This is a genomic window from Emticicia agri (genome assembly GCF_004168285.1).
In the GTDB taxonomy this organism is placed as follows: domain Bacteria; phylum Bacteroidota; class Bacteroidia; order Cytophagales; family Spirosomataceae; genus Emticicia; species Emticicia agri.
The window spans coordinates 15985-41012 of record NZ_SEWF01000030.1; the positions used below are offsets into that span (position 1 = coordinate 15985).

At 37.3% G+C, this 25028-nt stretch carries 26 protein-coding genes; 13 read left to right on the forward strand and 13 right to left on the reverse strand.

Annotated features, from left to right (window positions below):
* Positions 1 to 115 precede the first annotated feature (115 nt).
* Positions 116 to 772 carry a porin family protein gene (locus EWM59_RS18335; protein ID WP_130022708.1) on the forward strand — a complete coding sequence of 219 codons (657 nt, stop codon included), beginning with the start codon at positions 116 to 118 and terminating at the stop codon, positions 770 to 772.
* Between the two features lie 83 nt (positions 773 to 855).
* On the forward strand, positions 856 to 1311 hold the full coding sequence (locus EWM59_RS18340; protein ID WP_130022709.1) for a hypothetical protein: 456 nt from the start codon (positions 856 to 858) through the stop codon (positions 1309 to 1311).
* A 495-nt stretch (positions 1312 to 1806) separates the two neighbouring features.
* On the opposite strand, the gene EWM59_RS18345 is transcribed toward EWM59_RS18340, so the two are convergent.
* Positions 1807 to 2061: a GlsB/YeaQ/YmgE family stress response membrane protein gene (locus EWM59_RS18345; RefSeq protein WP_130022710.1), complete on the reverse strand. Its 255-nt coding sequence runs from the start codon at positions 2059 to 2061 to the stop codon at positions 1807 to 1809.
* Between the two features lie 144 nt (positions 2062 to 2205).
* Positions 2206 to 2568: a response regulator gene (locus EWM59_RS18350; RefSeq protein ID WP_130022711.1), complete on the reverse strand. Its 363-nt coding sequence runs from the start codon at positions 2566 to 2568 to the stop codon at positions 2206 to 2208.
* A gap of 218 nt (positions 2569 to 2786) precedes the next feature.
* Between EWM59_RS18350 and EWM59_RS18355 the strand changes: the two genes are divergently transcribed.
* From EWM59_RS18355 to EWM59_RS18365, 3 genes are all read left to right on the forward strand, one after another.
* Positions 2787 to 3095, forward strand: a complete 309-nt coding sequence (locus tag EWM59_RS18355) for a YtxH domain-containing protein (RefSeq protein ID WP_130022712.1) — start codon at positions 2787 to 2789, stop codon at positions 3093 to 3095.
* 84 nt (positions 3096 to 3179) lie between these two features.
* Positions 3180 to 3536 carry a phage holin family protein gene (locus EWM59_RS18360; protein ID WP_130022713.1) on the forward strand — a complete coding sequence of 119 codons (357 nt, stop codon included), beginning with the start codon at positions 3180 to 3182 and terminating at the stop codon, positions 3534 to 3536.
* A complete protein-coding gene (locus tag EWM59_RS18365) occupies positions 3526 to 4152 on the forward strand; it encodes a hypothetical protein (RefSeq protein ID WP_130022714.1) in 627 nt (208 codons plus the stop codon). Before EWM59_RS18360 ends, EWM59_RS18365 begins: the two co-directional genes overlap by 11 nt.
* On the opposite strand, the gene EWM59_RS18370 is transcribed toward EWM59_RS18365, so the two are convergent.
* A complete protein-coding gene (locus tag EWM59_RS18370) occupies positions 4133 to 4549 on the reverse strand; it encodes a response regulator (protein ID WP_207220019.1) in 417 nt (138 codons plus the stop codon). The two genes, EWM59_RS18365 and EWM59_RS18370, sit on opposite strands and share 20 nt — an antisense overlap.
* Positions 4550 to 4560: 11 nt before the next feature.
* Entirely contained in the window at positions 4561 to 5949 is a 1389-nt protein-coding gene (locus EWM59_RS18375; protein WP_130022716.1) for a sensor histidine kinase, read from the reverse strand.
* Positions 5950 to 6194: 245 nt separating this feature from the next.
* Between EWM59_RS18375 and rpoN the strand changes: the two genes are divergently transcribed.
* The 4 genes from rpoN (at position 6195) to EWM59_RS18395 (ending at position 11079) form a co-directional block, all read left to right on the forward strand.
* Positions 6195 to 7625, forward strand: coding sequence for an RNA polymerase factor sigma-54 (rpoN, locus tag EWM59_RS18380; RefSeq protein ID WP_130022717.1), 1431 nt, complete (start codon positions 6195 to 6197; stop codon positions 7623 to 7625).
* A 47-nt stretch (positions 7626 to 7672) separates the two neighbouring features.
* Positions 7673 to 9103, forward strand: coding sequence for a sigma-54-dependent transcriptional regulator (locus EWM59_RS18385; protein ID WP_130022718.1), 1431 nt, complete (start codon positions 7673 to 7675; stop codon positions 9101 to 9103).
* 75 nt (positions 9104 to 9178) lie between these two features.
* On the forward strand, positions 9179 to 9643 hold the full coding sequence (locus EWM59_RS18390) for a response regulator (RefSeq protein ID WP_130022719.1): 465 nt from the start codon (positions 9179 to 9181) through the stop codon (positions 9641 to 9643).
* Positions 9640 to 11079, forward strand: coding sequence for an ATP-binding response regulator (locus tag EWM59_RS18395; protein WP_130022720.1), 1440 nt, complete (start codon positions 9640 to 9642; stop codon positions 11077 to 11079). The genes EWM59_RS18390 and EWM59_RS18395 overlap by 4 nt, the downstream gene beginning before the upstream one ends.
* Positions 11080 to 11121: 42 nt before the next feature.
* On the opposite strand, the gene EWM59_RS18400 is transcribed toward EWM59_RS18395, so the two are convergent.
* Together EWM59_RS18400 and EWM59_RS18405 are read right to left on the reverse strand one after the other, a co-directional pair.
* Positions 11122 to 11955: a TspO-related membrane protein gene (locus tag EWM59_RS18400; protein ID WP_207220020.1), complete on the reverse strand. Its 834-nt coding sequence runs from the start codon at positions 11953 to 11955 to the stop codon at positions 11122 to 11124.
* A gap of 4 nt (positions 11956 to 11959) precedes the next feature.
* Positions 11960 to 12889 carry a YihY/virulence factor BrkB family protein gene (locus EWM59_RS18405; RefSeq protein ID WP_130022721.1) on the reverse strand — a complete coding sequence of 310 codons (930 nt, stop codon included), beginning with the start codon at positions 12887 to 12889 and terminating at the stop codon, positions 11960 to 11962.
* Positions 12890 to 13154: 265 nt separating this feature from the next.
* Between EWM59_RS18405 and EWM59_RS18410 the strand changes: the two genes are divergently transcribed.
* Together EWM59_RS18410 and EWM59_RS18415 are read left to right on the forward strand one after the other, a co-directional pair.
* Positions 13155 to 13337: a hypothetical protein gene (locus tag EWM59_RS18410; RefSeq protein ID WP_130022722.1), complete on the forward strand. Its 183-nt coding sequence runs from the start codon at positions 13155 to 13157 to the stop codon at positions 13335 to 13337.
* A gap of 25 nt (positions 13338 to 13362) precedes the next feature.
* Positions 13363 to 13833 carry a Dps family protein gene (locus EWM59_RS18415; protein ID WP_130022723.1) on the forward strand — a complete coding sequence of 157 codons (471 nt, stop codon included), beginning with the start codon at positions 13363 to 13365 and terminating at the stop codon, positions 13831 to 13833.
* 149 nt (positions 13834 to 13982) lie between these two features.
* Here EWM59_RS18415 and lpdA read toward each other — a convergent pair whose 3' ends face one another.
* On the reverse strand, positions 13983 to 15374 hold the full coding sequence (gene lpdA / locus EWM59_RS18420) for a dihydrolipoyl dehydrogenase (RefSeq protein ID WP_130022724.1): 1392 nt from the start codon (positions 15372 to 15374) through the stop codon (positions 13983 to 13985).
* 179 nt (positions 15375 to 15553) lie between these two features.
* Entirely contained in the window at positions 15554 to 16402 is an 849-nt protein-coding gene (locus tag EWM59_RS18425; protein WP_130022725.1) for an SdiA-regulated domain-containing protein, read from the reverse strand.
* Positions 16403 to 16497: 95 nt separating this feature from the next.
* Here EWM59_RS18425 and EWM59_RS18430 point away from each other — a divergent pair, with 95 nt between their 5' ends.
* Positions 16498 to 18555: a M13 family metallopeptidase gene (locus EWM59_RS18430; protein WP_130022726.1), complete on the forward strand. Its 2058-nt coding sequence runs from the start codon at positions 16498 to 16500 to the stop codon at positions 18553 to 18555.
* Positions 18556 to 18625: 70 nt separating this feature from the next.
* Here EWM59_RS18430 and EWM59_RS18435 read toward each other — a convergent pair whose 3' ends face one another.
* Both EWM59_RS18435 and EWM59_RS27690 read right to left on the reverse strand, forming a co-directional pair.
* Positions 18626 to 19321 (reverse strand): DsbA family oxidoreductase, encoded by a 696-nt coding sequence (locus EWM59_RS18435; protein ID WP_130022727.1) that lies wholly within the window; start codon positions 19319 to 19321, stop codon positions 18626 to 18628.
* Between the two features lie 196 nt (positions 19322 to 19517).
* Positions 19518 to 19742, reverse strand: a complete 225-nt coding sequence (locus EWM59_RS27690) for a hypothetical protein (RefSeq protein WP_165372218.1) — start codon at positions 19740 to 19742, stop codon at positions 19518 to 19520.
* Between the two features lies 1 nt (position 19743).
* On the opposite strand from EWM59_RS27690, the gene EWM59_RS18440 reads away from it, so the two are divergent.
* Positions 19744 to 21732, forward strand: a complete 1989-nt coding sequence (locus EWM59_RS18440) for a pre-peptidase C-terminal domain-containing protein (RefSeq protein WP_165372219.1) — start codon at positions 19744 to 19746, stop codon at positions 21730 to 21732.
* A 69-nt stretch (positions 21733 to 21801) separates the two neighbouring features.
* On the opposite strand, the gene serS is transcribed toward EWM59_RS18440, so the two are convergent.
* From serS to EWM59_RS18455, 3 genes are all read right to left on the reverse strand, one after another.
* Positions 21802 to 23073 (reverse strand): serine--tRNA ligase, encoded by a 1272-nt coding sequence (gene serS / locus EWM59_RS18445; RefSeq protein WP_130022729.1) that lies wholly within the window; start codon positions 23071 to 23073, stop codon positions 21802 to 21804.
* Between the two features lie 100 nt (positions 23074 to 23173).
* Complete coding sequence (locus tag EWM59_RS18450; RefSeq protein ID WP_130022730.1) at positions 23174 to 24502, reverse strand: aspartate kinase; 1329 nt, start codon at positions 24500 to 24502, stop codon at positions 23174 to 23176.
* A gap of 40 nt (positions 24503 to 24542) precedes the next feature.
* A complete protein-coding gene (locus EWM59_RS18455) occupies positions 24543 to 25028 on the reverse strand; it encodes an SRPBCC family protein (RefSeq protein ID WP_130022731.1) in 486 nt (161 codons plus the stop codon).

Here is a 25028-nt window from a genome sequence, read left to right on the forward strand (position 1 = left end):
TTTCCTCACGTAAAATAAATATTTTTTCGTAAAACGTTGATTATGAGGATGTTATAAATTTGGCATGTTAATTTTTCATTTATAATCAGAAATAAATTAATAAAGTACACACAACATGAAAAAGATTATCATAGTAGCAATTGCTTCTCTTATCAGTACAACAACCTTTGCACAAACAAAGGGATTTACAGCAGGGCTAAGATTAGGGACGAATTTATCGCAGGTTAGAGGAAACGACTTATCATTTACCTCAGGCAATACAGTATTTAATTTCAGAAATAACGAGAATAGAGCATTTGGTTTTGTAGGCGGGTTATTTATGAGATTTGGAAAAACAGTTTTCTTACAACCCGAAATTCTGGTTTCTCAAAAAGGAGGTAAATACGATTTGATTACTGATAACGGCAATACTACTAAGACCATAGACTTTCGAATGACTAATCTTGATTTACCTTTATTAGTTGGTGTAAAGATTGGAGATGTACTAAGAATTAATGCCGGCCCAATAGCTACTTTTAACATAGGTGATAACGGACGCCTGGGAGATGCAATTGAAGATGCAAGAGGCGAAAGTGCCGAACGAGTGTACAAAAAAGCAGTATTCGGGTATCAGGCCGGGGTTGGTTTTGATATTGGTCAGCTTAATTTCGACGTACGCTACGAAGGCAACGTAAATGATATAATTGATGTAAAATATAAAAACGCTGAAACCGCCAGTAAGTTTGCTGCTAAAGGAAACTCTTTTCAGGCAACTATCGGGTTTCATTTTTAAGAACAATCTAAACTGCAACAATCCTGTAGAGGGTTGATATATAAATCAGGTAATACAAAACAACCATTTAAATTATTATTGTAATGAAAAGAAAAGTAATATTCGCTTATGCGTTAATAGCAATCGGAACATTAAGTTTTACTTCATGTTCGAGAGAAGAAAAAAGAAATGCCGCAGATGGTGTACAAGATGCACAGGATAAAGTAGAAGCAACTGCCGATAATGTAGCGAGTGATATTAAAGACGGTGCTAACCAGACGGCCGAAGATATTAAGCGTGAAAAAGATGAGATGGCTGTAAAATTGGAAGAACAGCGAAAAGAATTGAAGAGAGAGATAGAAGAGGCAGAAGACAACATTAAAACAGCAAGTGCTAAAGAAAAAGACCGTTGGGAAGAAAGACGTCAAAAATTGAAATCACAACTGAATGATATTGATGATGATATAAAAGATATAAGAAGCGATATGAAAGAGGACTGGAAAGATTTCAAGAAAAGAGTCAATCAGAAAATAGATGAGATTCAGAAAGATATTGAATAATAATAATAGGTGGTTTAGATTAGTAGCAATGGTTAGAAAAGCAGCGGATTTTATCTGCTGCTTTTTTTCTTTATAGGAATGTTAATGAGGCTATTTTTGAATGAAAGTAATCCTTGCTTTCGGAGCCTGAGCGAAGCAGCCGCTTCGCTCAGACAATGGATAGTGCATCTCAATCAGGGATAAGACTTCTATCCACTATTTTCAATAAACAATACCTATAAAATGCCGTAGTTAATGATTAATTAGAGTATTTAATGGTCAAATCACCTTGCCTGGGGTTTAAGTGAAACGGCTGCTGCGTAGTTGAAGGCCTGTGGTAAGAAATGTATAAAGATTAAATAATTATCCAATATCGCTGAAAAAAATAGAACGAACGAAAAAATACGCAGTTTGTAAGAGTAGCTCATAATAACCTATTCATATAAATACACACAAGAAATAAGCGAGAATGATAACTTTTATCATTCTCGCTTATTAATATATAATAGTAATGAGCTAAGCCCTTCGTATTAGCCCGACTATAAACAGTACTACCAGAGCACCTATAACAGCAGTAATAATCTGGCCAATAACACCTGCGCCTAAAGAAACTCCTAAAGCACCAAATAGCCAGCTACCTACTAAAGCTCCGACTATACCAACAATAATGTTACCGATAAGACCGAAACCAAAGCCTCGTTTGATTTCTCCAGCCAGCCAGCCGGCAATAGCACCAATAATGATTGCGTACAATAATCCTTGTCCTTCCATTTTTATTTGTGTTAAAAGGGTTTAAAATAAATTGTGTATAAAACAATTAGATTTACTGGATTTGGACACTTTATATACAAAGAAAGGTCACAAATTTGTGTGGATTTAGTAAATCAATGAATTGAATTCCTATAAATGATAAGTTTATAATGAACTGTCTATTGACGCATACGATAAAGGCTTTTCAATAAAATTATGCGCACCAATTTCTAATGCTTTATCTTTTAATTTTCCTATCGCAGTAATCATCACAATTTTACTATTTGGAAATTGTTTTCTGAATTCAGGCAATTTTTCAATGCCTAAACCATCAGGAAGGTTATTATCTAAAAAAATCCATTGCGGTTGCGGGGTAAGAGTACTTGCTTTCTCAAATCCATCTTGCAATGTATGTGCATGAAAAGATTCAATTCCTTTCTTTTTCAAATACATTTTTATCAATAAGCAGGTATCTATTTCGTCATCTACTATCAGGGCAGATAATCCATTTTCTTCTGAGCTTTTCATTTTTGCACCATTTGCATCATAATATATTCAATATATAATAAAAAACCATGCCAGCAGATTTTTCATGGGTTTTTTGTTGCACGTCCTGCGAGTCCCACAATATGGGCAAAAAGTTCTACAATTCAATGAGGATAATAAGCTAATCTATCCCTTAAACGCTTGGAATAAGATTTTTAACTACTATAACATATTGAAAACTATTTAAACATTGAACTATTATGAAAAGTACTTCAAAAATCTTATTAGGAGTTATCACAGCAGCAGCGGCTGGAGCAGTAATCGGAATGTTGTTTGCTCCGGATAAAGGAAATGAAATTCGCTCAAAAGTGAAGAAGACAGCCAACGAATTAGCAGATGAACTATTAAGTGCCATTCGTCGTGGAAAAAGCCAGTATCAAGATGCAAAAGACGACTTACGTAATAAGGCATACGAATTGAAAGGAAAGGCTCAACAAAAGTTCGATGAGGTGGCTGACGAAGCAGATGAGCAATACAACGCTACTAAAAAGAAGCTACAAGTAAGCTAAATCCCGAAGCCATTTTTATCTGATGAGTCAGGGCTACATTGAGTCCCTGACTCATCTTTCACTTTCAAAAAAGTACTTACTGCTATGGAAATCTACGACGACATCAAAGAAAAAACAGGAGATATATTCGATGATTTAACCAATCATCTGGAAGCACGCTGGAATTTAGGTGTGCTTAATGCTGCTGAAAAAACTGCTGAAGCTGTTTCATCTGCCGCTTCTGCCATCATCATAGGTGTAATTACCATATTTGTACTTTTCTTTTTGAGTTTAGGATTAGCCTGGATAATAGGCCAGAGCTTGAATAACCTTGCTTATGGTTTATTTATTGTAGCAGGTTTTTATGCTATTGTAGGGTTTATTGTATATGCTCTAAGAGATACGTTTATTAAGATTCCGGTTATTAATTCTTTAATTCATAAATTTTACTATGAAGACTAAAATCAAAAATATTAATGACCTGAGAGCCGAACGAGCAAGACTCAAAAATGAAATTGAGTTATCGAAGACCAAAATGAGAAGCAGTATTGATGCTATCAAAGAAGAGTTGAGTCCGGCTCGTCATGTGGTCGATTTTCTGGGTAATTTTCTGACAAACCGTAACAAAGGCCTGCTGAATGTAGGTGTAGGGCTTGGGGTAGATACAGTAATCAGAAACGGGATATTAAGAAGTGCACCGTGGCCATTAAAAGTATTGGTGCCTTTCTTTCTGAAGAATTTTGCCGGTAACATGATTCATAATAATAAAGACACTATTATGAAAAAAGGCATAGAGTGGGTGAGAGATATAACCACAGAAACCCCTAAGCCCATTCTGACAGAAGTAAAAGGCGTATATATAGAAGATAAACCTTCTTTGGTTGAGAAAGCCCTGCTATGGGTAAAAGACGTAACCGAAGAAAAACCCAAGGAGGTCAGAGAAGAGCCTAAGGTAGATAAACCTTCTTTTGTTGAAAGAGCTTTACTGTGGGTGAAAGATGTAACCGAAGAGAAACCTGCACCCGTTCAGGTAATTCATGTAAATGGGCATACCCCTGCTAAAGTTTTGTCGGAATAGAAGCGATATTAAACCAGAACTTGTTTAATTCGCCGATAACTTTCATCAGACCCTCAAATGTTGAGGGTTTTGTTATGAAACAGTTTGCCCCCAGAAAATAGCAGTTTTTTATATCTTCAGGTGAATTAGAGGTGGTTAATATCAGAATAGGAATACTTCTGAATTTCGGATTTTCTTTAATTTCTTTCAGTGCCTCTCTTCCGTCCTTTTTAGGCATATTCAAATCTAACAGAATAATACTCGGCAATTTTTTTGTTGTATGCAAAAAGTCGAGTAGTTCTTGTCCGTTATCAACAAATGATAATGGCGCATCTATTCCGCTCTCTTCAAAAGCCGATTTCAACAAAAATTTGTCATCTTCATCGTCGTCAGCGATGAGGATTGATAATACGCTCATTTTAAGGTTTGTTATTTTGTAGGGAAATATAATATAAATCTGGCACCTTCGCCCAATTGGCTTTCAGCAAAAATAAAACCGTTATGATTGCTCATAATTCTACGGCAAATGGCCAATCCGACTCCGGTACCTTCATAATGGTTTCTTGCATGAAGGCGCTGGAAAATAACAAATATTTTTTCAGCGTATTCTTCTTCAAAGCCAATTCCATTATCACTAATTACTATTTTATGGTAATCAAGTTCTTTTCTTATTTTTTCAATACCTTTTATTTCACCACCTTTTACCAGACTATAGCTGATATCTACCACAGGTGTTCTATCCTGGGCTGAAAATTTTAACGCATTGCTGATGAGGTTCAGAAATAACTGGTTTAACTGAAAAGAAACGCCCCAAATATACGGCAATTTTTCTACATTTATCTGCGCTTTTTTCTCTTCAATTTTCACTGATAAATCGTTGACTACCCTGCCGACAGTTTCCTGCAGATTCACTTCCTGGAAACCTATTTCCTTCCGGTTTACCAGTCTTGAAAAATCAAGCAGGTCATTAATGAGTGTTTGCATTCTTTCGGCCGAATACGTAATCTTTTCAAGGGTTTCCTTTCCATCTTCATTCAACGAATCACTATGTTTTCTTACCAACCGGTCGCTGAATGCCCTGATTTTTCTGAGAGGTTCCTGTAAATCATGTGAAGATACATACGCAAACTGCTCCAGATCTGCATTCGAACGATTCAATTCGTCAATCTTATTTTCTAACTGGTGCTGGAATTTTAATCTTCTCTGAAGCTCAAGGAATATCAATAAAAAGCACACAATTAATAAAGCAAAAGAGAAAACAGATAGTAAGAGTAGAAAAGAGGTAGTTTGCTTATTAGTTTTATTTTTCAGGGCTTTTCTTTGTTCTAATAATTGTTTTTCAGTAGCCTGAAAACGATTGACTATAACCCTGATTTTATCCATTTCTTGTTTACCTGCCAGAAATGTTTCTTTATCTAATTGATTATTCTGCTCTGCCTCTCTGACATTAAGTCTTAATAAACGGATTTTTGTTAGTATGGCAACTCTTAAAGTATCCAGCCTTTTTACTTGTAAAGGATTATCTCTTATCTGAAACTGCAATGTTCGGTAAACCTGATTTATCCGGCTTTCAGCTCTATAGTATGGTTCTAAAAAAACTCTTTCTCTGGTTAAGATATAGCCTCTTTGCCCGGTTTCAAAATCTTTCAGAATAGAAATAAGTTCTTCACTTTTTCTTAATATCTCATGGGTATTTTCTACTGATACAGCATAGGTAGTTGAGTCTTTGATTTTCTGATAGGAAGTCCAGCTTAATATAGCTAATAGCACAATGCAGACGATAAACGAAGAAAAAATAAACTGTAGACTTTTTTTCATGATAGAGTGGTATTGTGCCTGGTAAAGGGGTTAAATTAAAAAATATGTAGAATTTAATCTACACATTGTGGATTTTTTTACATTCTTTGCAGTTATAAAACTTTAAGAAATATAATTAGAAAAAAATATTGATTTTCTAATGTGTTGATAATCAAAATATTATAATTAGTTTTTTTGTTTTTTTCTGACTTCTCTATATGTGGGCTATAAATTGATATATATACGCTTATATAAAACAGTATGCCATGCTAAATCTCAGCCAGACCCAGAAACAGACTTTAAGAATTTCTCCGTCTCAGATACAACTGCTTAATTTTTTGCAGCTTTCCACTTTGGAACTTGAAGAGCATATAAAAACGGAGTTAGAGGAGAATCCTATGTTAGAAGAAGCAACTGCCAGCGATGATAGTGCTGATTCTGACGATTTTGACAGAGATGAAAAAGACCTGCTTCAAGGCAATAACTCTGATTATCTTGATTGGGACGAGTATGATGATGATACGCCCAACTACAAAACCCAACTCAATAACTTTAGTAGCGACGATGATTTTTATTCTGCTCCCATTGTGCAGCAAATATCATGGCGTGATGATTTGAAAGAACAATTGCATGTGTTAGCTTTGAACGAACGCCAGTTGTTAATAGGTGATTTTATTATTGATTCTTTAGACGAAAACGGTTTTCTGAAATATGATTCAGAAGCCATAGCAGATGATGTTTCGTTTACTAATAATATTTTTGTTGATACACCTGATGTAGATGCCATGATTAAGGTTATCCGTCAGTTAGATCCTATTGGTATAGGCGCCTCAAATCTGCAGGAATGTTTGTTGATACAGCTAAATCATAAAAGAGAAGAAGGACATGATGTAGATCTGGCTTATGAGATAGTAATGAATAACCTTGATGATCTGGCTGTACGCAACTACGAGAAAATCATGCGCTCACGTGAGATATGCACCGAGAAACTGAAAGAGGCCATGAACATTATTACTTCTTTAAATGCCAAGCCTATTTCAGAAGAAAACACCAGTTCTATCCTTGTTAAAGATAATATCATACCTGATTACCTGGTCTACTACGAAGACAACAAAATAGAAGTGTCATTAAACAGCAATCAGATTCCGCCATTAAAAGTCAATAATTCTTTTCAGGATTTATTACAGGGTAGTACAGATAAAGCCGCAACACACTATATCCACACCAAGGTTTCGGCAGCTAACTGGTTGATTGATGCGATTCAGCAAAGAGAAACTACTATGCTCAAAACCATGCGGACATTGGTAAAATTACAGGAAGAATTTTTTAAATCCGGAAATGTTCAGAAACTGAAGCCTATGACACTGAAAGACGTGGCAGAAATCATTAATATGGATATTTCGACTGTATCAAGAGTAACCAGCGGAAAATATGCACAAACGCCTTTCGGTACTATCCATCTAAAAGATTTATTCTCGGGGGGGATTTTCACAGAATCAGGCACTGAGGTATCCAACCGTGAAATTCAACAGACATTGGCTACTTTAATTTCAAATGAAGATAAGAATACGCCGCTTAATGATTTTCAGTTAGCCGATTTGCTGGCAGCAAAAGGATATCCTATTGCCCGTCGTACTGTAGCAAAATACCGCGACCATCTGGGTATCCAGTCGGCGCAATTAAGAAGAATTTTATAAGACTATTTTATTCAGAACGTACATACTAAAACAACCATATATTATTTATGCAACGTATCCTTGTTATTGATGATGACACTGATATTTGTCTTTTGCTTCGCCGTTTTTTAAGCAAAAACGGTTATGAAGTAGCTATAGCCCAGAATGGACAAACCGGATTAAGTTTATTGGAAGACTTTTCGCCGGATTTAGTGATGACAGATTTTCGTTTAGGAGATTTAGACGGAGGGCAAATTTTAAGAAAAATCAAAGAGCGGTTCCCCGAGGTACCTGTGCTGATTATAACCGGCTACTCTGATATCAAGATTGCCATTGATGTAATGAAACAAGGGGCTTTTGATTATATTACCAAACCGCTTTTCCCTGATGAAATCCTGCTTACAATTAAGAAAGCATTAAGTGGAGAAAAACCAGACGGCAGCATGCAAACTACTGCTGAAAAAGAAAATGGCGCTACTAAGTCCACTAATAAATCCACACGATCAAAACCGGATTCAAATTACATTTTTGGCAACGGTCCTGAGTCTAAAAACCTGTATCGCCAGATAGACCTGGTAGCACCTACTAACTATAGTGTAATTATCTATGGTGAGAGCGGTTCAGGAAAAGAGTCTATAGCACAGGAAATCCACAAAAGAAGCAAAAGAGCCAATGGCCCTTTTATAGCCATGGACTGTGGAGCCATCTCAAAAGAATTAGCTGCCAGTGAAATGTTCGGGCATGAAAAAGGCTCATTTACTGGTGCTTTAAACCAGAAAATCGGGCATTTTGAAATGGCTAATGGCGGTACGCTTTTCCTGGATGAGGTAGCCAACCTACCCTATGATGTACAGGTAGCCTTACTCCGTGTGGTGCAAGAGAGAAAACTACGCCGCATAGGTGGTAATAAAGAAATTTCGGTAGATGTAAGAATACTGGTGGCTTCAAATGAACGTTTGATGGAATCGTGCCGTAAAGGAAAATTCAGAGAAGACCTCTATCATCGTTTCAATGAATTCAGTCTCGATGTGCCACCATTAAGAGACCGTAAGGCTGATATTTTAGAGTTTGCACAGTTTTTCCTTGAAACTACTAATGCCGAATTAGGGAAAGATATAAAAGGTTTTGACGAAGACGTGAAAGCCGCCTTTTTAAGCTATCCGTGGTATGGCAACTTACGAGAAATGCGTAATGTAGTAAAAAGGTCAACGTTGCTTTCTGACGGAGATTATATTGAGTCGAAGTCTTTGCCATTTGAAATTATTAACTATTCAAGACTATTATTCTCAGAGCCCACGCAGCCTGTTATTAGTGAAGATATAGTTCCAAAACAGGAAGAACCCGCTAAACCTAATCTGAAATCGGCAGCATTGGATGCCGAATATGAAATGATTTTGCAGGTGCTAAAGCAGGTGAATTATAATAAAAGTAAAGCCGCACAGGTACTGAGTATTGATAGAAAAACGCTTTATAATAAAATGAAGAGCTATAACCTTTAGGTAAAATGAAGATATAACGATAGCTTAATTATAATACTAAAACTTTTAACCCAAACTCTCTAAAATTTAGTAATAATGATTCAAATACAAAAAGACAGAAAGAGTATAGTGATTTTGATGGCTGATGATGACCCGGATGACAGAAGCATGACTAAAGAAGCCTTAGAAGAGAATTTTTTATTGAATGAACTCCGATTTACAGAAGATGGTGCAGAGTTGATGGACTATCTGAAACGAAGAGGAAAATATAGTGACCCTGAAAGTTCACCACGTCCTGGAGTAATATTGCTCGATTTGAACATGCCAAAAAAAGATGGACGTGAGTGTTTAAGAGAAATAAAATCCGATGACGACTTAAGAAGTATCCCTGTAATTGTTTTAACTACCTCAAAAGCTGAAGAAGACATTTTGCGTACCTATGATTTAGGCGTAAATAGTTTTGTTACCAAGCCGGTTACGTTTGTTGAACTGGTAGAGGTAATGAAAAATTTAGGCAATTACTGGTTTGATATTGTTCAATTACCAAAATATAACACATGAAAGATTTCGACATAATCAGGGTGTTAATCGTGGATGATGATGAAGATGACTTTTTCCTGACAAGCGATTATCTAAATGACATAAGAGGCAAAAAATTTTCCATTGATTGGGCAAAAAATTTTGATGATGCTGTTGGTAAAGTAAAATCGTGCGAGTATGACATTTGCTTTTTTGACTTCCTTCTTGGTGCAAAAACCGGGCTTGATTTATTAAAGCGAGCCATTCAGGAAGGATGTCAGAGCCCCATTATCTTACTTACCGGCAAGGGCGACCATAAAATAGATATGGAAGCCATGAGACTCGGGGCGGTAGATTATCTGATTAAAAGTGAATTAGACTCTGAAAAACTTGAGCGTTGTATCAGATATTCGCTTGAACGTGCCGAAACTCTTAAAACACTTCAGGAAAGCGAGCAGCAATACCGCACTATATTTAATCATGTCAGGCAAGGTATTATTGTTACGCAACCCAAAGATGGTAGCTTTATTTATTATAACCCGGCCACTTTAGAAATGCTTGGTTATGAAGCTGAAGAGCTTAATAATATGAGTACGGCTAAAATCTTTGAAAAGCCTGAAATATGGCATTTGTTTAACGAAAAACTTGAGGAGAAAGGGAATATAGACAAATTTGAAGCTATTTTTATTACTAAGAAAAACGAAAGGAAAATTTGCCTGATTGATGCCCAGAAACAAAAAAACAGCGAGGGGAAAGAGTCTTTTTTAAGTATCATACATGATGTAACAGCCCAACGAAAAGCCGAACGTGAAGCCATGATGATGGAAAAAATGGCGGCAACAGGGCGTTTGGTGCGTACATTAGCGCATGAAGTTCGTAATCCACTCACTAACATTCATTTATCGGTAGAGCAACTGGAAGGTGAGCTTCAGGATGAAGATTCTAAGTTGTTCTTAGGTATTATCAAACGAAACGGTCAGCGAATCAGTGATTTGATAACTGAATTACTCAATAACTCAAAACCATCTGAACTGGCATTCAGTAAAATGTCGGCGCATAAAATTCTTGATGAAACTCTTGAGCAGGCAATAGACCGTATTAATCTGAAAAATATTAAGTTAGAGAAACAATATGGTGAAGATGCGTTATTGAACCTTGACGCCAATAAGATAAAAATTGCATTGCTGAATATTATCATTAATGCAGTAGAAGCGATGGACGAGGGTAAAGGGCAATTAACAATCAAGAGCTATATTGCTAACAATTACTATTATGTTTCTATCAAAGATAATGGTACGGGTATCAGCCCTGAAAATATGAGCCGTTTATTTGAACCATACTTTACAGCTAAAAACAATGGCATTGGCTTGGGGCTTGCTGCTACACTCAATATTATTCAATCGCATAAAGCTACTGTTGATGTTAATTCGGAGGTAGGAAAAGGTACAGAATTTATTATAACTTTCTCTTTAAATTAATCAAATGGTTATCTGATAACCATTTGATTAATTCATTTATGTTTACATATGATCATGTACCAGTGGCTGTCTTTTTCTGAATGTGCCTCTGAATAACTCAATAAATACGCTGATGGCTACCATAATAATTCCGGCCCAGGCACTTAACACAATGTATTCATAATATATGCTATCACTTTTGCGTTCAACAATAATTCCGCTTAATGCCCAGATAACCGCCAGACCAATATAGAAGTTGTTAAAACGTAAGATAGCAACTACTCCTATCAGCGAACCTATCAATACCATCATAGAAGCCCACGATTCTTCGCTCATGCCAAATCCTCGCCAGCCGTAGTTTACCAATAAGGCCGTGATATTGGCAATAGTAGCAATACAAATCCAGCCTAAATATAGTCCGAAAGGAGCTTTTATAATAAAACTCTGAGTATTGGTCAGATAAGGTTCTAATAACCTTATCTGGGTATCTATGTATATCAATCGGCTTAGTAGCAGAAGCATTAATAGCACACTTACTACAAGCAGGTCGTAATGCCACGCTACTATCCAGGTCATGTTAATAATACAAGTCAGAATAAACGCAACATTGATTTTTCTTACAATCTCACCTACATAAGGGTCTATCTTCGATTTAAACAAAGAGGTCATCTGATAAATACAGAAAACAAATAGCAATAAGTAAATCACGCTCCAGATAGAAAATGTGAGCCCTGCCGGAACAAATAAATTGGGATATTGGTCTGATACCTCGCCTGTATTTTTGCCATTAATCGGTAAAAAGTTGGCCAGAAAGTTTACAAATATCATTCCTAAAAAAAACAGAAAATTGAGTATTTGTAATGTTCTGATTTTAGTTGCATTGAATTTAGTTTCCATAGTTCTAATGAATTTTTGGTTGTTTTACTTCTATTTCCTTTTTTTCTAATAAAACAGCGTTCCTGTTCGGTTGTATGGGTGTTCCGTAATGACGCGTATAGACTTTGGTAAATTCTGCCCCTAAGAAGAGTATAGTTGATGAATAATATACCCAGAGCAGAATAATAATTACAGAACCTGCCGCACCAAACGTAGTAGTGATGCTCGACTGACCCAGATAATAACCAATCAGAAATTTACCTATCATAAACAGTATAGCTGTTACACCTGCGCCTAAAAACGCATCTTTCCAGGCTATTTTTCCATCAGGCAATACTTTGAATATGGTGGCAAACAAGATGGTGATAACAGAGAATACAATTACCAGATTGATGAACATAAACAGATATACTGTTATGTTTTCAAAAAATAACTGCAAGCGTTGGCTGAAAATATCTAAGAATGTATTTACTAATAAAGAAACTATTAATAAAAAACCTAAAGAGAGTATCAATGAAAACGACAGAAGCCTGTTAAAGAGATATTTCAATATACCGGATTTTGGCTTGGCTTTTAGAGACCAGATAAAGTTGATGGAGTCTTGTATCTCTGCAAAAACCCCGGTTGCCCCAATGAGAAGAGTTACAGTACCTATAATAGCCGCAATGCCGGATTTTTGTGAAAGCCTGGCGTTTTTAATGAGTTCTTCTACCTGTGCAGCAGCAGCTTTACCAATCAGCCAGTTAATTTGTCCATACAACTGACCCTGTATGGCTTCTCTGCCATAAAATATACCCGCTACCGAAATAATAACTACTAACATAGGCGCCAGTGAAAAAATAGTATAATAAGATAAGGAGGCACTCAGTTTGGTTGCGTTATCGGTGCTGAATTCAGAGAATACTTCTTCGGCAAAAGAATAATATTCTTTTAGTCTTGCTTTTAACAATTTCATAAGTGGCTGTGGCTTAAATTTAAATCTGTTCTAATAATACAACTGCACTATAATTGGTATAGTATTACTTATAAATAATATATACCATCTGTCAATCTTATAGTGAAAACCACAATTGGGGTGTAAATTCCACACTAATTTTCCCAAAATGCCACATTTTCCACACTTTTTATTGAAAAAATATATTTTTTTGCTCGAAAAAATATATGGTACAAACTTTTTAACTATTAAGACATAAGAATCGTTTCATCAAATTATTGAAATCATGACACCCATCATCTTCATAATCGGAATAATTACCATGTTCAGTATGGCGGTGGTTTTGCTCAGAATTGTGAATAACAATACGCAAAACTGGGATGGCAGAACAACAGGTTCTCGAAACCATGAATTCAATAATTTCATGAAACGAGTGAAGTTTACTTCATCAAAAATGAAGCAGGCTTAATTAAGATACACACAACTTTATAGTCATGAAAGCGCACATTGGTTTACCCGAGAGCGATATTAAAAAAATTGTTGATTTATTACAGGTTATTTTAGCAGACGAACACGTGATTTTGACAAAAACCCGTAATTATCATTGGAATATCAAGGGTCCTCGTTTTATGGAGTTACATAAATTTTACGAAGATCAATATAAAGTTTTAAGAGATATAATAGACCAGATTGCAGAGAGAATTACCCAGTTAGGCCATCAGTCTAACGGTTCAATGAAAGATTTTCTGGCAACGACCCGATTAAAGGAGGGTCCTTACGAAGACAAACAAGATGCTCAGATAAGCAATTTGTTAGCAGACCACGAAGCGTTTATAACAAATATGCGTAAAGACATTGAAGATATAGATGAAAAACTGGGAGATGCAGTTACGACTGACTTACTCACAGGTTTCATGGGGCAGCATGAAAAAATGGCATGGATGCTCCGCGCGTTTTTAGGGTAGTGTTTAGGTTAAAAAAGGTGGTACAAAAGGGGCAATATTTGCCCCTTTTGTATTTGTAGACAGTCTGAAATATTCCTGAATATTGATATACAAAAAAGGGTGCTTACCAACTGGCAAGCACCCTTTTTTATGGATATACCTATGAATTATTACAAATGTATTACTTCGCCATAAGCTGCTGCTGCTGCTTCCATAATAGCCTCTGACATAGTTGGGTGCGGGTGAACCGATTTGATGATTTCCATTCCGGTTGTTTCCAGTTTACGGGCAACTACTGCCTCTCCAATCATTTCAGTTACGTTTGCCCCAATCATGTGGCAACCTAACCATTCACCGTATTTGGCATCGAAAATTACTTTTACAAAGCCTTCAGGGCTACCTGCTGCTTTGGCTTTACCCGATGCCGAGAATGGGAATTTACCCACTTTTACTTCGTATCCGGCTTCTTTAGCTGCTTTCTCTGTATAACCTACTGAGGCAATCTCAGGCGTACAGTAAGTACAACCCGGAATATTTTTGTAGTCCATTGGTTGTGGGTGGTGTCCGGCTATTTTCTCAACACAGATAATACCCTCTGCCGATGCTTTATGTGCTAATGCAGGGCCTGGTGTTACGTCCCCAATGGCATAGTAGCCCGGTACATTAGTTTCTGACCATTGGTTAACTGTAATTTTACCTTTTTCAGTAGCAATGCCTACTTCTTCCAGGCCAATGTTTTCAATATTGGCTACAATTCCGGCTGCTGACAATACCATGTCTGTTTCAATTTTGATTTCTCCGTTAGGCGTCTTTACTGTCGAAACACAACCATTGCCGCTTGTATCTACTTTCTCAACACTTGAATTGGTATAAATTTCAATGCCTGCTTTTTTGTAAGCCTTAGCTAATTCTTTAGAAATATCTTCGTCCTCAACCGGAACAATGTTTGGCATAAACTCTACAATGGTTACTTTGGTACCCATGCTTGCATATACATACGCAAACTCAACCCCAATAGCCCCTGAGCCTACTACCAATAACGAATCCGGTTTTTTCTCAAGGCTCATCGCCTTGCGGTATTCGATGATTTTTTTGCCATCAATCGGAATATTCGGTAATTGACGAGCCCTTGCACCAGTAGCAATAATGATGTATTTACCTTCTACATCAGATTTTTTACCTTCGGCATCGGTTACTTCTACTTTTTTACCAGCCTTTACTTTGCCTGTTCCGTAGATAACATCAATTTTATTTTTCTTCATCAGAAACTGAACCCCTTTGCTCATGCCATCAGCTACGCCACGAGAACGTTTGATAACTGCTTCAAAATTGGCATTCGATTCGCCTACTTCAATTCCATAATCTTTTGCGTGTTTAATATATTCAAACACCTGGGCAGACTTCAACAATGCCTTTGTTGGAATACAACCCCAGTTAAGGCAGATACCCCCAAGGTTTTCTTTCTCAACAATGGCAGTTTTCATGCCTAATTGTGAAGCACGGATAGCGGTAACATAGCCGCCCGGCCCACTCCCAAGTACTACAACATCATACTGTGCCATAATATATAATTTTCTGGTTATTATAAATTTTGATGCAAAATTAGACAAAATAGCTTATCCGCAAAACCCTTTTTGATTATCTTCATCAAGCCCAAAGCCCTATAAAAGATTCAATCTCAGTGCTCAGAATTACTATTTCGTTTATAGCAGAACAAACAAAAATGTGTATTAAATCCCACTTAATTATAAATAAATTTGAGAATATAGCCTTTCTTCTCATCACCCTCCGAAGAGATATATAAATCGCCTGATGGTGTAAAACAAATACCTTCCGGTTGAAAAAACATTTTGTCATTCAATGCTATCAAATCTTTCTTCGTTCCTTCCTTGTCCAGAATCAATAGTTTTTTGCCTTGCGAAGCAATTATATAAATATCTCCGTTCAATGGGTGCACAGCTATACCCGATGGATGAAAATCTGTATCCCCATTTTTGCTCTTTACCATGTCTTTTGTAATGACAAATCTGACACTTAGTTGTTCTCTGGCTAAATCATAACTATAGATACGCTTCACCTTATCTTTGGCTTTTATATGTTCTTTGGTAGCTAAAAGCAGACTATTGGTTGAAGCATCGTAGCTTAAGCCCTCATATTCTACCACGTCAGCATTGCTACAATCAATTTCTCTTTCTGCATGAGTAGTCATAGCAAAAACCTTAATCTTACCATTGCTTTTCATGACAAACACCTCATTGCCGACAAACTCTATGCCTTCATAATCTCCGGCTTTTCCAAAATCTATTTTATTAACAATATCTTCTTTGCTTAGGTCATAGATAAATATTTTGCCTTGCTCATCATTCACACATATCAGTTGATTGTCTTTATAGTAAGATAAACCTGATATTTCTTTCAGACTCCTGGGTAGTTTCTTCTTTTGTACAGGGTTAGTAAAATCATAGCTTTTTGAGGCCTCTGTTTCAGTTGCTTTTTCTTCATTGGCTTGTTTTTTTGATGGGCCACAGGCATTTAACAAGAGTATGGCAAGCGCAATGATGATAAGTGTAATAAAGAATAACTTAGTCATAGAAATTTTATGGAGAGAAAAGTGAGTTTTTCAGAAAATCTTCTCAAATTTAAACCAAAGATTTTCTATCATTTTCATTCAATCTTTTTTAATTTATGCAAGCTATTACTACGCCTAAATTTTTATTATCAGGCATTTTATTGGTTTCGGGTATTTATCTCATCTCTTGTCAATCAAATTCCTCTGAATCTGCCCAAAGAGATATTCTCAAAGAAGTAGTAGATACAACGGTATCGCCTAAAGATGATTTTTTCAAATATGCTGTCGGCACTTGGTTGAAACAGAACCCTATTCCCGCTTCAGAAAGTAGTTGGGGTATAGGTAGTATGGTACAGGAAGAGACTTATGCACGTTTAAGAAGTATCAGCGAAGAGTCGGCTAAGAAATCGGGTAGTGCGGGTTCAAACGAGCAGAAAATCGGAGATTTCTGGTTTATGGGTATGGATACCGTAGGCATAGAAAAGCAAGGTATTACCCATATAAAAGGCGATTTAGACCGTATTGCTGCTATTACTGATTTACAAGGGGTTCTGAATGAAGTAGCGCTTCAACAAACCTATGCCATAGGTACTTTATTTGGTGCTTATGTATTTCAGGACGAGAAAAATAGTGAAGAACAATCCCTGCATTTATACCAGGGAGGCATAAGACTACCCGACAGAGATTATTATTTCAACACTGATAGTCGTAATACCAATATCCGCAAAGAGTATAAAGCGCATGTACAGCGTATGTTTAAGCTATTGGGGAATGACGAGGCCACTGCTACTAAAAACATGACTAATGTATATGCCCTGGAAGAAACTTTAGCCAAGAACTCTCGTAAAATAGAAGATTTGAGAGACCCTTACAAAAACTACAATAAGATGGATCTGGCTGCATTAGATAAACTGGCACCCTCTATGAAGTTTAAGGATTTATTTGTGAAAATGAAAATGCCACAGGTAAAAACTGCCATTGTAGGTCAGCCCGAGTTTTATACAGCGGTTGATAAATTGCTGAAAACTACACCGATAGAGACATGGAAGGCATACCTGACCTGGAATTTTGTCAGCAACTATGCGAGTGAATTAAGCAGCCCATTTGCCAAAGAAGATTTTTATTTCTATAGAACAGTATTGCGTGGAGTAAAAGAAATGAAACCTCGCTGGAAACGGGTATTAGATTTAGAAGAGAATTTATTAGGAGACGCTTTAGGACAGCTTTTCGTTAAGAATTATTATTCTGATAAAACCAAAAAACGTTATGAAGAACTGGTGAAGAATATTTTCAGTACCTATGAAGAGCGTATCAAAAAATTAGACTGGATGTCAGACAGTACCAAGAAAAAAGCATTACTAAAACTATCAACGGTGATGCCTAAAGTGAGTTATCCTGATAAATGGAAAGATTTCTCAAACTTAGAAATTAAAAGAGATTCATACGTACAGAATATTATGAGAGCCAGCCAATGGTGGTATCTGTATAATATCAATAAAATTGGTAAGCCTGTTGACAAAACAGAATGGGGTATGACACCACAGACTTATAACGCTTACTACAACCCATCGAATAACGAAATTGTATTGCCTGCGGCTATTTTCTTTGTGGCTGGTTTTACAGATGAGCAATTAGACGATGCCATTATTTATGCCTATGCCGGAGGCTCGACAATTGGCCATGAAATTACGCATGGTTTTGATGACCAGGGTCGCCAATTTGATGAAAAAGGTAACCTGACTGACTGGTGGACTAAAAAAGATGGCGATGAATATAATAAACGTGCCAAAGGAATTATAGCGCAATACAATGATTTCGTAGTATTAGATTCGCTTCATGTAAGAGGGGAGGCTACTCAAGGCGAAAACATTGCAGATTTAGGAGGACTTATTTTAGGGTTAGAAGCTTTCAAAAAAACAGAACAATACAAATCAGGTAAGAAAATAAATGGTTTTACGCCACTTCAACGCTTTTTCCTGGGTTGGGCGCTGGCATGGATGGGCCAATCAAGAGACGAGGCATTGGCTAATAAAATCATGACTGACGTGCATGCACCCAGTTTCCTTCGGGTAAACGGGCCTGTGGTAAATATTGATGAATTTTATGAGGCTTTTGATATAAAACCAGGCGATAAGATGTATCGTGCGCCTGAAAAAAGGGTGAGAATCTGGTAATAATCCTCACCCCAACCCCTCTCCTTGAAAAAGGAGAGGGGCTAAAAAAGCCTCTCTCCGCATGGTGAATTTAACAATTTTCTCCACCTATTTCGCAGGCATCCCCTGATACTGCTACTGGTTTTGTTTCTTCTATTAATTTTTGCAAGGCATCCTGAAAAACTTCTGTTGGTTGCGCTCCGCTTAAACCATATTTATTATTCAGAATAAAAAATGGTACTCCCGATACCCCCAGATTCTGGAAGTGTTTAATTTCCTGCGTTACCCAATAGCTAATCTGGTCGTCGGCCAGAATATCTTCTGTTTTTTCACGTGCCCAACCAAAGTCTTCCATAAAGGCAATGATATTTTCTTTATCAGAGAAATCAACACCGTCAGTAAAATACGCTTTGAAGATTTTTTCTTCCAGGTCATTTTGTGTCCCTTCTTCTCTGGCTACATGCAATATTTTATGTAAAGGAATGGTATTAATCACCTTTGGCATTTTTTCAAATTCAAACTGAATCCCTGCTTTTTCGCCTACCCCTTCTACTCTCTGGTGCATTTGCTGAATGCGTTCCGGGCTTCCGAATTTATTGGCAAAATATTCTTCACGAGGCAAACCTTCCTGCGGAATAGTTGGGTCTAACTGAAAAGGATGCCAGGTAACCTGAAAATTCTGACCTTCTATGCCAGCCAAGGCCTTTTCTAAGTGCTTTTTACCAATGTAGCACCAAGGACACGCTACATCAGAAACTATATCTATCTGAATTGGTTTGTTTGTCATTACATTGTTTGTTTTAACAATTAAACTATACACACAAAAGAATAGTTCAAATTGTATTTTGCTGTGAAATGTATCCGTTTGATAATATTTTTTATGCTTTTTTATTAAAATAACAGATAAAAAATGGCCTAAAACGCTGAAACTAAAAAATTATGGTTTAAATTGGTATGTTTTTGCTTTTCTAACCAAATCATTCTTACAGACCCCCCATGAAAAAATGCTTACTTTTAAGCTTGCTATGCGTTTTTGTTACCCACATCACTTTAGCAAAAGCCGGAATGCCATGCGATAATACAATTGTATTGAAAACACCGAAATTTTTACAGCCTGCCAAGCAAACAAAAAAGTCCGCCTCCTTTCTTACGCCTTTTTCTCCGCAACGTTTTTCAGCTCCTCCTGCATCACTTGCTTTAACAAGCACAATGATTTTAAAAGATGAAATTGAGCCCAATAATGATGTAATAACTGCCATGCCCTTAGGAGGGAATGATGTAAAGGTAAAAGGATACATTAATCCGAATGCAGATATTGATTTTTATACTTTTACTGCCAATGCAGGCGATAAAGTGTATGTGGCTACCCAGACAGCTTTTTCTTCACCGGGTAGTACGGATAGTATTTTAGATATTATTTCAAGCGATGGTTTTCAGGTATTAGAAACCGATGATAACGATGGTTCTTTTGGTTCTAATTCATCAAGTATTGCAGGCACTGTTATTCCTGCTACCGGAACTTATTATATCAGGGTGAGGCATATTTCTACCAGTATTAAATTACTTCCTTATTACCTGTATTTTCGTTTACAAAGCGGTACTCCGGTAGCCGAGACTGAGCCAAATAACAGCACTTCTACAGCCAATGTTTTTCCAAATTCAGGATGGGTAAGTGGCGCTTTAAGTTCAGATCAGGATTCTGATTATTATTCTATTTCTCTAAATGCAGGCGATACTATTTTCATAAGTCTTGATTTTAACCCTGAAAGAGATGCTACTACGTGGAATGGCCAAATTGGTTTTGGAGAGTTCAGCCTTTTTTACCTGACGGCCGCTGACCCGAATACACAATCACCCAATTCGGAAGGTTTTTTTCTTACTGTAAAAATAAGTGGTACCTACTATATTGTAGTAGCTCCTGATGGGAATACTTTTGGTACTTATCAGTTAAGCGCAAGTGTATTGCCAGCGTCTAATACAGCTGTTTCAGTGTATAGCAATACTACTGTTAAAGCCATTCCTTCGGGTCCGGCTTCCATTACGTCAACTATTAATATTCCTGCCAATAAACGGATTGAATCTTTAAAGGTTTCATTGAATTTATTTCATGGAAATATAGCGGATTTAGATGTGCGCCTGACTTCTCCTTCCGGAAATACAGTGATTCTGTTTACTGATATAGCGGCTTTTTCACCAATGGATATAAAGTTAGATGATAATGCCGCAATTCCATTAGGTAGTTTTCCGATAGTGAATAATATTGTTTATCAACCACCTAAGGAATATCGACTGGAATGGTTTAAGGGACAACTAACACAAGGTACCTGGACCTTGACTATTGCTGATGATACGGCTGATAATGCAGGACAATTGAATAGTTGGGGGATTGAAATAGAAGAACAAGAACCTGTTATTGGCACACTAACAAGTATTTATACGAATGATTTTGAAACCAATGACGGAGGTTTCATTCACTCTGGTGCGCAAGATGAATGGGAACGAGGAACACCAACATTTGCACCTATCACTACCGCCAATAGTGGAACCAAGTGCTGGAAAACAGATTTAGATAATACCTATAATTTCAATGCTAATTTCGACCTTATTTCGCCTAATATTTATATTCCGGCTATAGGAAACAACAATGCCTATTTATCATGGGCGCAGAAATTTCAGTTTGCAGGCACTGATAATGCAGATACCCATGCTTATGCTTATGTAGAAATACAGGAGGTTGGTACCGTTAACAGAAAAAGAGTCTGGGAATGGTTAGGGCCAACTATGGTTGGAAATGTAGGGAGTCCGAGCGTTACTATCAATGAGGCCGCAGGTTGGGGGTTAAGCAGAGTTAATATTAATGATTTTGCTACTAAAACTATCCGGGTTATTTTTCATTTTGAGTCAGACGCCTCAAATACCCGTCTTGCCGGATGGGCTATTGATGATGTAGATATATTTAAGACCTTTTGTCCGAATAACTTGACTCTTACAGATACAAATAATTATTCAGGGGTTTATAGTAGGGTAGTTGCAAGTGAGGTTATTACTGCCACCAATGAAGTTACAACTAATACTACCATTCAAAATCCGTCAAACCTTGTTTATCAGGCTACGAAAGCTATTGTTCTATTGCCGAATTTTAAGGCTGATGGTGTTGGAGGTACTGTTTTCAGTGCACAGATAGGAGGATGTAACTGATGCGTTTCATATACAAAAAATGCGAGGTTTAGAGCCTCGCATTTTTTATTTATAGCGTATGAATAACCCTTAGTTAATCATATCAAATCCACAATAAGGTACCAGTACTTTCGGGATTTTAATACCTTCCGGTGTCTGGTTATTTTCTAAAATGGCGGCTAAAATACGTGGTAAAGCTAAGGCAGAACCATTAAGTGTATGCAATAACTGTGTTTTACCTTCTACTTTATAGCGCAATTTCAGACGGTTGGCCTGATAGGCTTCGAAGTTTGACACTGAACTACACTCTAACCATCTTTTTTGTGCGGCAGAATATACCTCAAAATCGAAAGTAAGCGCAGAGGTAAAACTCATGTCGCCCCCACATAAATGCAGAATACGATAAGGTAATTCAAGCTTATTCAGCAAACCTTTTACATGTTCTACCATTTCATTTAATGCCTCATACGATTCTTCGGGTTTGCGAATCTGTACAATCTCTACTTTATCAAATTGATGCAAACGGTTCAAACCCCTTACATGAGCCCCCCAGCTACCCGCTTCACGACGGAAACATGGAGTATAACCTACGTTCTTCACTGGCAAATCTCCATCGGCTAAAATCGTATCACGATAGATATTAGTAATAGGCACTTCAGCTGTAGGAATCAGGTATAAATCATCTGCCGTGGCATGATACATTTGCCCTTCTTTATCAGGCAACTGGCCTGTACCAAAACCTGATTCTTTATTAATAAGAATAGGGGGTTGTATTTCACCATAGCCTGCGGCTAAGGCTTCATCTAAAAAGAAGTTAATCATGGCTCGCTGAATACGAGCACCTTTGCCTTTATAGACAGGGAAACCTGCTCCGGTAATCTTGTTACCCAAATCAAAATCAATGATATTGTATTGCTTGATTAGCTCCCAGTGCGGTAGTGCATTGTCAGGCAGGTTCGGAATCGTACCCGTCTCGAATATATTTACATTTTCCTCAGGCGTACGTCCTTCCGGAACACTGGCATGAGGGAGATTAGGCATGGTTACCAAGACCTCATATAAATCATTCTCTAAACCTTTCAGGTTTTCTTCCAATACTTTTGACTGGGCTTTGAGTTCGGCAGTCTGAGCTTTGGCTGTTTCTGCTTCTGCCTTTTTGCCTTCTTTCATCAAGCCTCCAATCTCTTTAGCCAAAGCATTTGATTTTGCCAGCGTACCGTCTAATTCTGCCTGGGTTTCACGACGTTTCTGGTCTATACCCAACAGTGTTTCAACGGTTTCTTCGGCATTCTTGAAATACTTTCGCTTCAGGCCATCAATAGTAGCCTGTTTATTCTCTTTTATATAATTCAGTTGTAACATAGTAGTCTTATGTGATTAAGGGAAATTTCCTTACCCCGCGCGGCGTCCGCTCTAAATCTCCCTCTCCTGCAGGAGAGGGGTTGGGATGAGGAGAAATATATCATTCAAAAGTAAATAAGCCTTCGTTTAATGCTTCTAAGGCAGCATTTTTATCTTTGGTATCAACCAATAAAGAAATATTATGCTCTGAAGCACCGTAGGCAATCATTCTGATTGGAATATTTTTCATGGCTTCCATTACTTTCAGGGCAATACCTGCTTTATCAGCCTTGAAATCCCCTACAATACAGATAATACTCTGGTTACGGTCATGCTCTTCCAGGTCGGCTATCTGGCGTAATTCTGCTGTTATTTTGTCCAGATTCTCGGCGTTATCAATGGTTACTGCTACCGATACTTCGGAAGTGGTAATCATATCGACAGGTGTTTTATATTTCTCAAAAATCTCAAACACCTTTGTCAGGAATCCGTAAGCATTCAGCATACGGGTTGAGTGAATATAAATAGCTGTAATGCCATCTTTTGCGGCAATAGCTTTAATTTCAGACTCGGTTGTTTTGTGCGCAATCAGCGTTCCGTATGCATTAGGCTCCATGGTATTTTTTAAACGAACTGGTACACCTCTCATTTTTGCCGGGGTAATGGTACTTGGATGTAAAATTTTAGCTCCGAAATAGGCCAATTCAGCCGCTTCTTCAAAAGTTAGTTCACGTACAGGAAAAGTTCTTTTCACAATACGGGGGTCGTTATTATGCATCCCATCAATATCTGTCCAGATTTGAATTTCTTCAGCACGGATAGCTCCACCTATCAAAGACGCTGTATAATCAGAACCACCACGTTTCAGATTATCGATTTCCCCACGAGGATTTCTACATATAAAACCTTGTGTAATGAATAAATCTTTGTTTGGCAATTGCTCCAGCATGGCTGAGAGTTTTTCTTCTGTAAAACTCAAAACCGGCTCATTGTCAGCATCAATCAGCATAAAATCCAGCGCAGGTAAAAGAGCGGAATTGATACCCTCTTCTTGCAGATAGGCTTCAAACATTTGTGTAGAAAGCAATTCACCTTCGGCCACAATTTCTTTGTCCTGTTTTAACGTAAATGGCTTAATGCTTACCAGAGAACGAATAAAACTAAACTCTTTGTCAACAATGGCTCTGCCTGCCTTATATCCTGCTTCGGTTTTATACAAATCCTTAATAAACGACTGATAATGGGCATATAAAGCATTTATTTTTTCGGTGGCTTCGGCATCATTATTAGCTTTCAGAGACTCACCGATAGAGATAAGGGAGTTTGTTGTACCGGAAAGTGCCGATAAAACAACAATCTTACGTTGACTATCTTCTGTAATCAGCTTACGAATTGAGTGCATACGCTCCGGTTTCCCTACGGAAGTACCGCCAAATTTCCAAACTTGCATTTTCTGTGGTTCTGGTTTTGTTTTACTATGAATAAAATATTTAATCTTTTCTCCTACCCAATATTTCTCTCCACTTACCCGATTCTGCCATTTCTTTAATACACTGGTTTCTTTCTGTCAGAAACCCTTTCATATAATTTTCTAATACCAATTTATCAGCTATTTTACCTAAAACTCCTAAAGGCGACTCAAACATAAAAATATCTTTCATCAACACGCCTTCATTGGTTGGTATAAAATGATGTTCGTGCCGCATATATTTGAAAGCACCTTTCTGCATTTCATCAACAAAATACTCTGGCTTTCGAGCTTCTGTGATTTTGGTAGTTAATTCTTGCCAAATACCAAAATGTTTTGCCCGCCATGTAACCGTTTCTCCCAACTTCATCACTCCTTTCCTCACACCATCAACAATATGCTCCTGTGTTTTAGCTGTGGACAATTGGTGCAAATCTACACTCAACGATAAATCATAACAGATTTCAGCAGGGGCTTGTATTGGGGTTTCAAGAGTTATTACTGGCAT

Coding starts and splice junctions, on each gene's coding strand:
- EWM59_RS18435 (WP_130022727.1), bottom strand. CDS start 19,321: ATGACAAACAAACCAATTCAGATAGATATAGTTTCTGATGTAGCGTGT.
- EWM59_RS18450 (WP_130022730.1), bottom strand. CDS start 24,502: ATGCAAGTTTGGAAATTTGGCGGTACTTCCGTAGGGAAACCGGAGCGT.
- rpoN (WP_130022717.1), top strand. CDS start 6,195: ATGCTAAATCTCAGCCAGACCCAGAAACAGACTTTAAGAATTTCTCCG.
- serS (WP_130022729.1), bottom strand. CDS start 23,073: ATGTTACAACTGAATTATATAAAAGAGAATAAACAGGCTACTATTGAT.
- EWM59_RS18345 (WP_130022710.1), bottom strand. CDS start 2,061: ATGGAAGGACAAGGATTATTGTACGCAATCATTATTGGTGCTATTGCC.
- EWM59_RS18455 (WP_130022731.1), bottom strand. CDS start 25,028: ATGCCAGTAATAACTCTTGAAACCCCAATACAAGCCCCTGCTGAAATC.
- EWM59_RS18410 (WP_130022722.1), top strand. CDS start 13,155: ATGACACCCATCATCTTCATAATCGGAATAATTACCATGTTCAGTATG.
- lpdA (WP_130022724.1), bottom strand. CDS start 15,374: ATGGCACAGTATGATGTTGTAGTACTTGGGAGTGGGCCGGGCGGCTAT.
- EWM59_RS18360 (WP_130022713.1), top strand. CDS start 3,180: ATGGAAATCTACGACGACATCAAAGAAAAAACAGGAGATATATTCGAT.
- EWM59_RS18340 (WP_130022709.1), top strand. CDS start 856: ATGAAAAGAAAAGTAATATTCGCTTATGCGTTAATAGCAATCGGAACA.
- EWM59_RS18400 (WP_207220020.1), bottom strand. CDS start 11,955: ATGGAAACTAAATTCAATGCAACTAAAATCAGAACATTACAAATACTC.
- EWM59_RS18370 (WP_207220019.1), bottom strand. CDS start 4,549: ATGAGCGTATTATCAATCCTCATCGCTGACGACGATGAAGATGACAAA.
- EWM59_RS18395 (WP_130022720.1), top strand. CDS start 9,640: ATGAAAGATTTCGACATAATCAGGGTGTTAATCGTGGATGATGATGAA.
- EWM59_RS18355 (WP_130022712.1), top strand. CDS start 2,787: ATGAAAAGTACTTCAAAAATCTTATTAGGAGTTATCACAGCAGCAGCG.
- EWM59_RS18375 (WP_130022716.1), bottom strand. CDS start 5,949: ATGAAAAAAAGTCTACAGTTTATTTTTTCTTCGTTTATCGTCTGCATT.
- EWM59_RS18415 (WP_130022723.1), top strand. CDS start 13,363: ATGAAAGCGCACATTGGTTTACCCGAGAGCGATATTAAAAAAATTGTT.
- EWM59_RS18365 (WP_130022714.1), top strand. CDS start 3,526: ATGAAGACTAAAATCAAAAATATTAATGACCTGAGAGCCGAACGAGCA.
- EWM59_RS18350 (WP_130022711.1), bottom strand. CDS start 2,568: ATGAAAAGCTCAGAAGAAAATGGATTATCTGCCCTGATAGTAGATGAC.
- EWM59_RS18405 (WP_130022721.1), bottom strand. CDS start 12,889: ATGAAATTGTTAAAAGCAAGACTAAAAGAATATTATTCTTTTGCCGAA.
- EWM59_RS18335 (WP_130022708.1), top strand. CDS start 116: ATGAAAAAGATTATCATAGTAGCAATTGCTTCTCTTATCAGTACAACA.
- EWM59_RS18385 (WP_130022718.1), top strand. CDS start 7,673: ATGCAACGTATCCTTGTTATTGATGATGACACTGATATTTGTCTTTTG.
- EWM59_RS18390 (WP_130022719.1), top strand. CDS start 9,179: ATGATTCAAATACAAAAAGACAGAAAGAGTATAGTGATTTTGATGGCT.
- EWM59_RS18425 (WP_130022725.1), bottom strand. CDS start 16,402: ATGACTAAGTTATTCTTTATTACACTTATCATCATTGCGCTTGCCATA.
- EWM59_RS18440 (WP_165372219.1), top strand. CDS start 19,744: ATGATTTTAAAAGATGAAATTGAGCCCAATAATGATGTAATAACTGCC.
- EWM59_RS18430 (WP_130022726.1), top strand. CDS start 16,498: ATGCAAGCTATTACTACGCCTAAATTTTTATTATCAGGCATTTTATTG.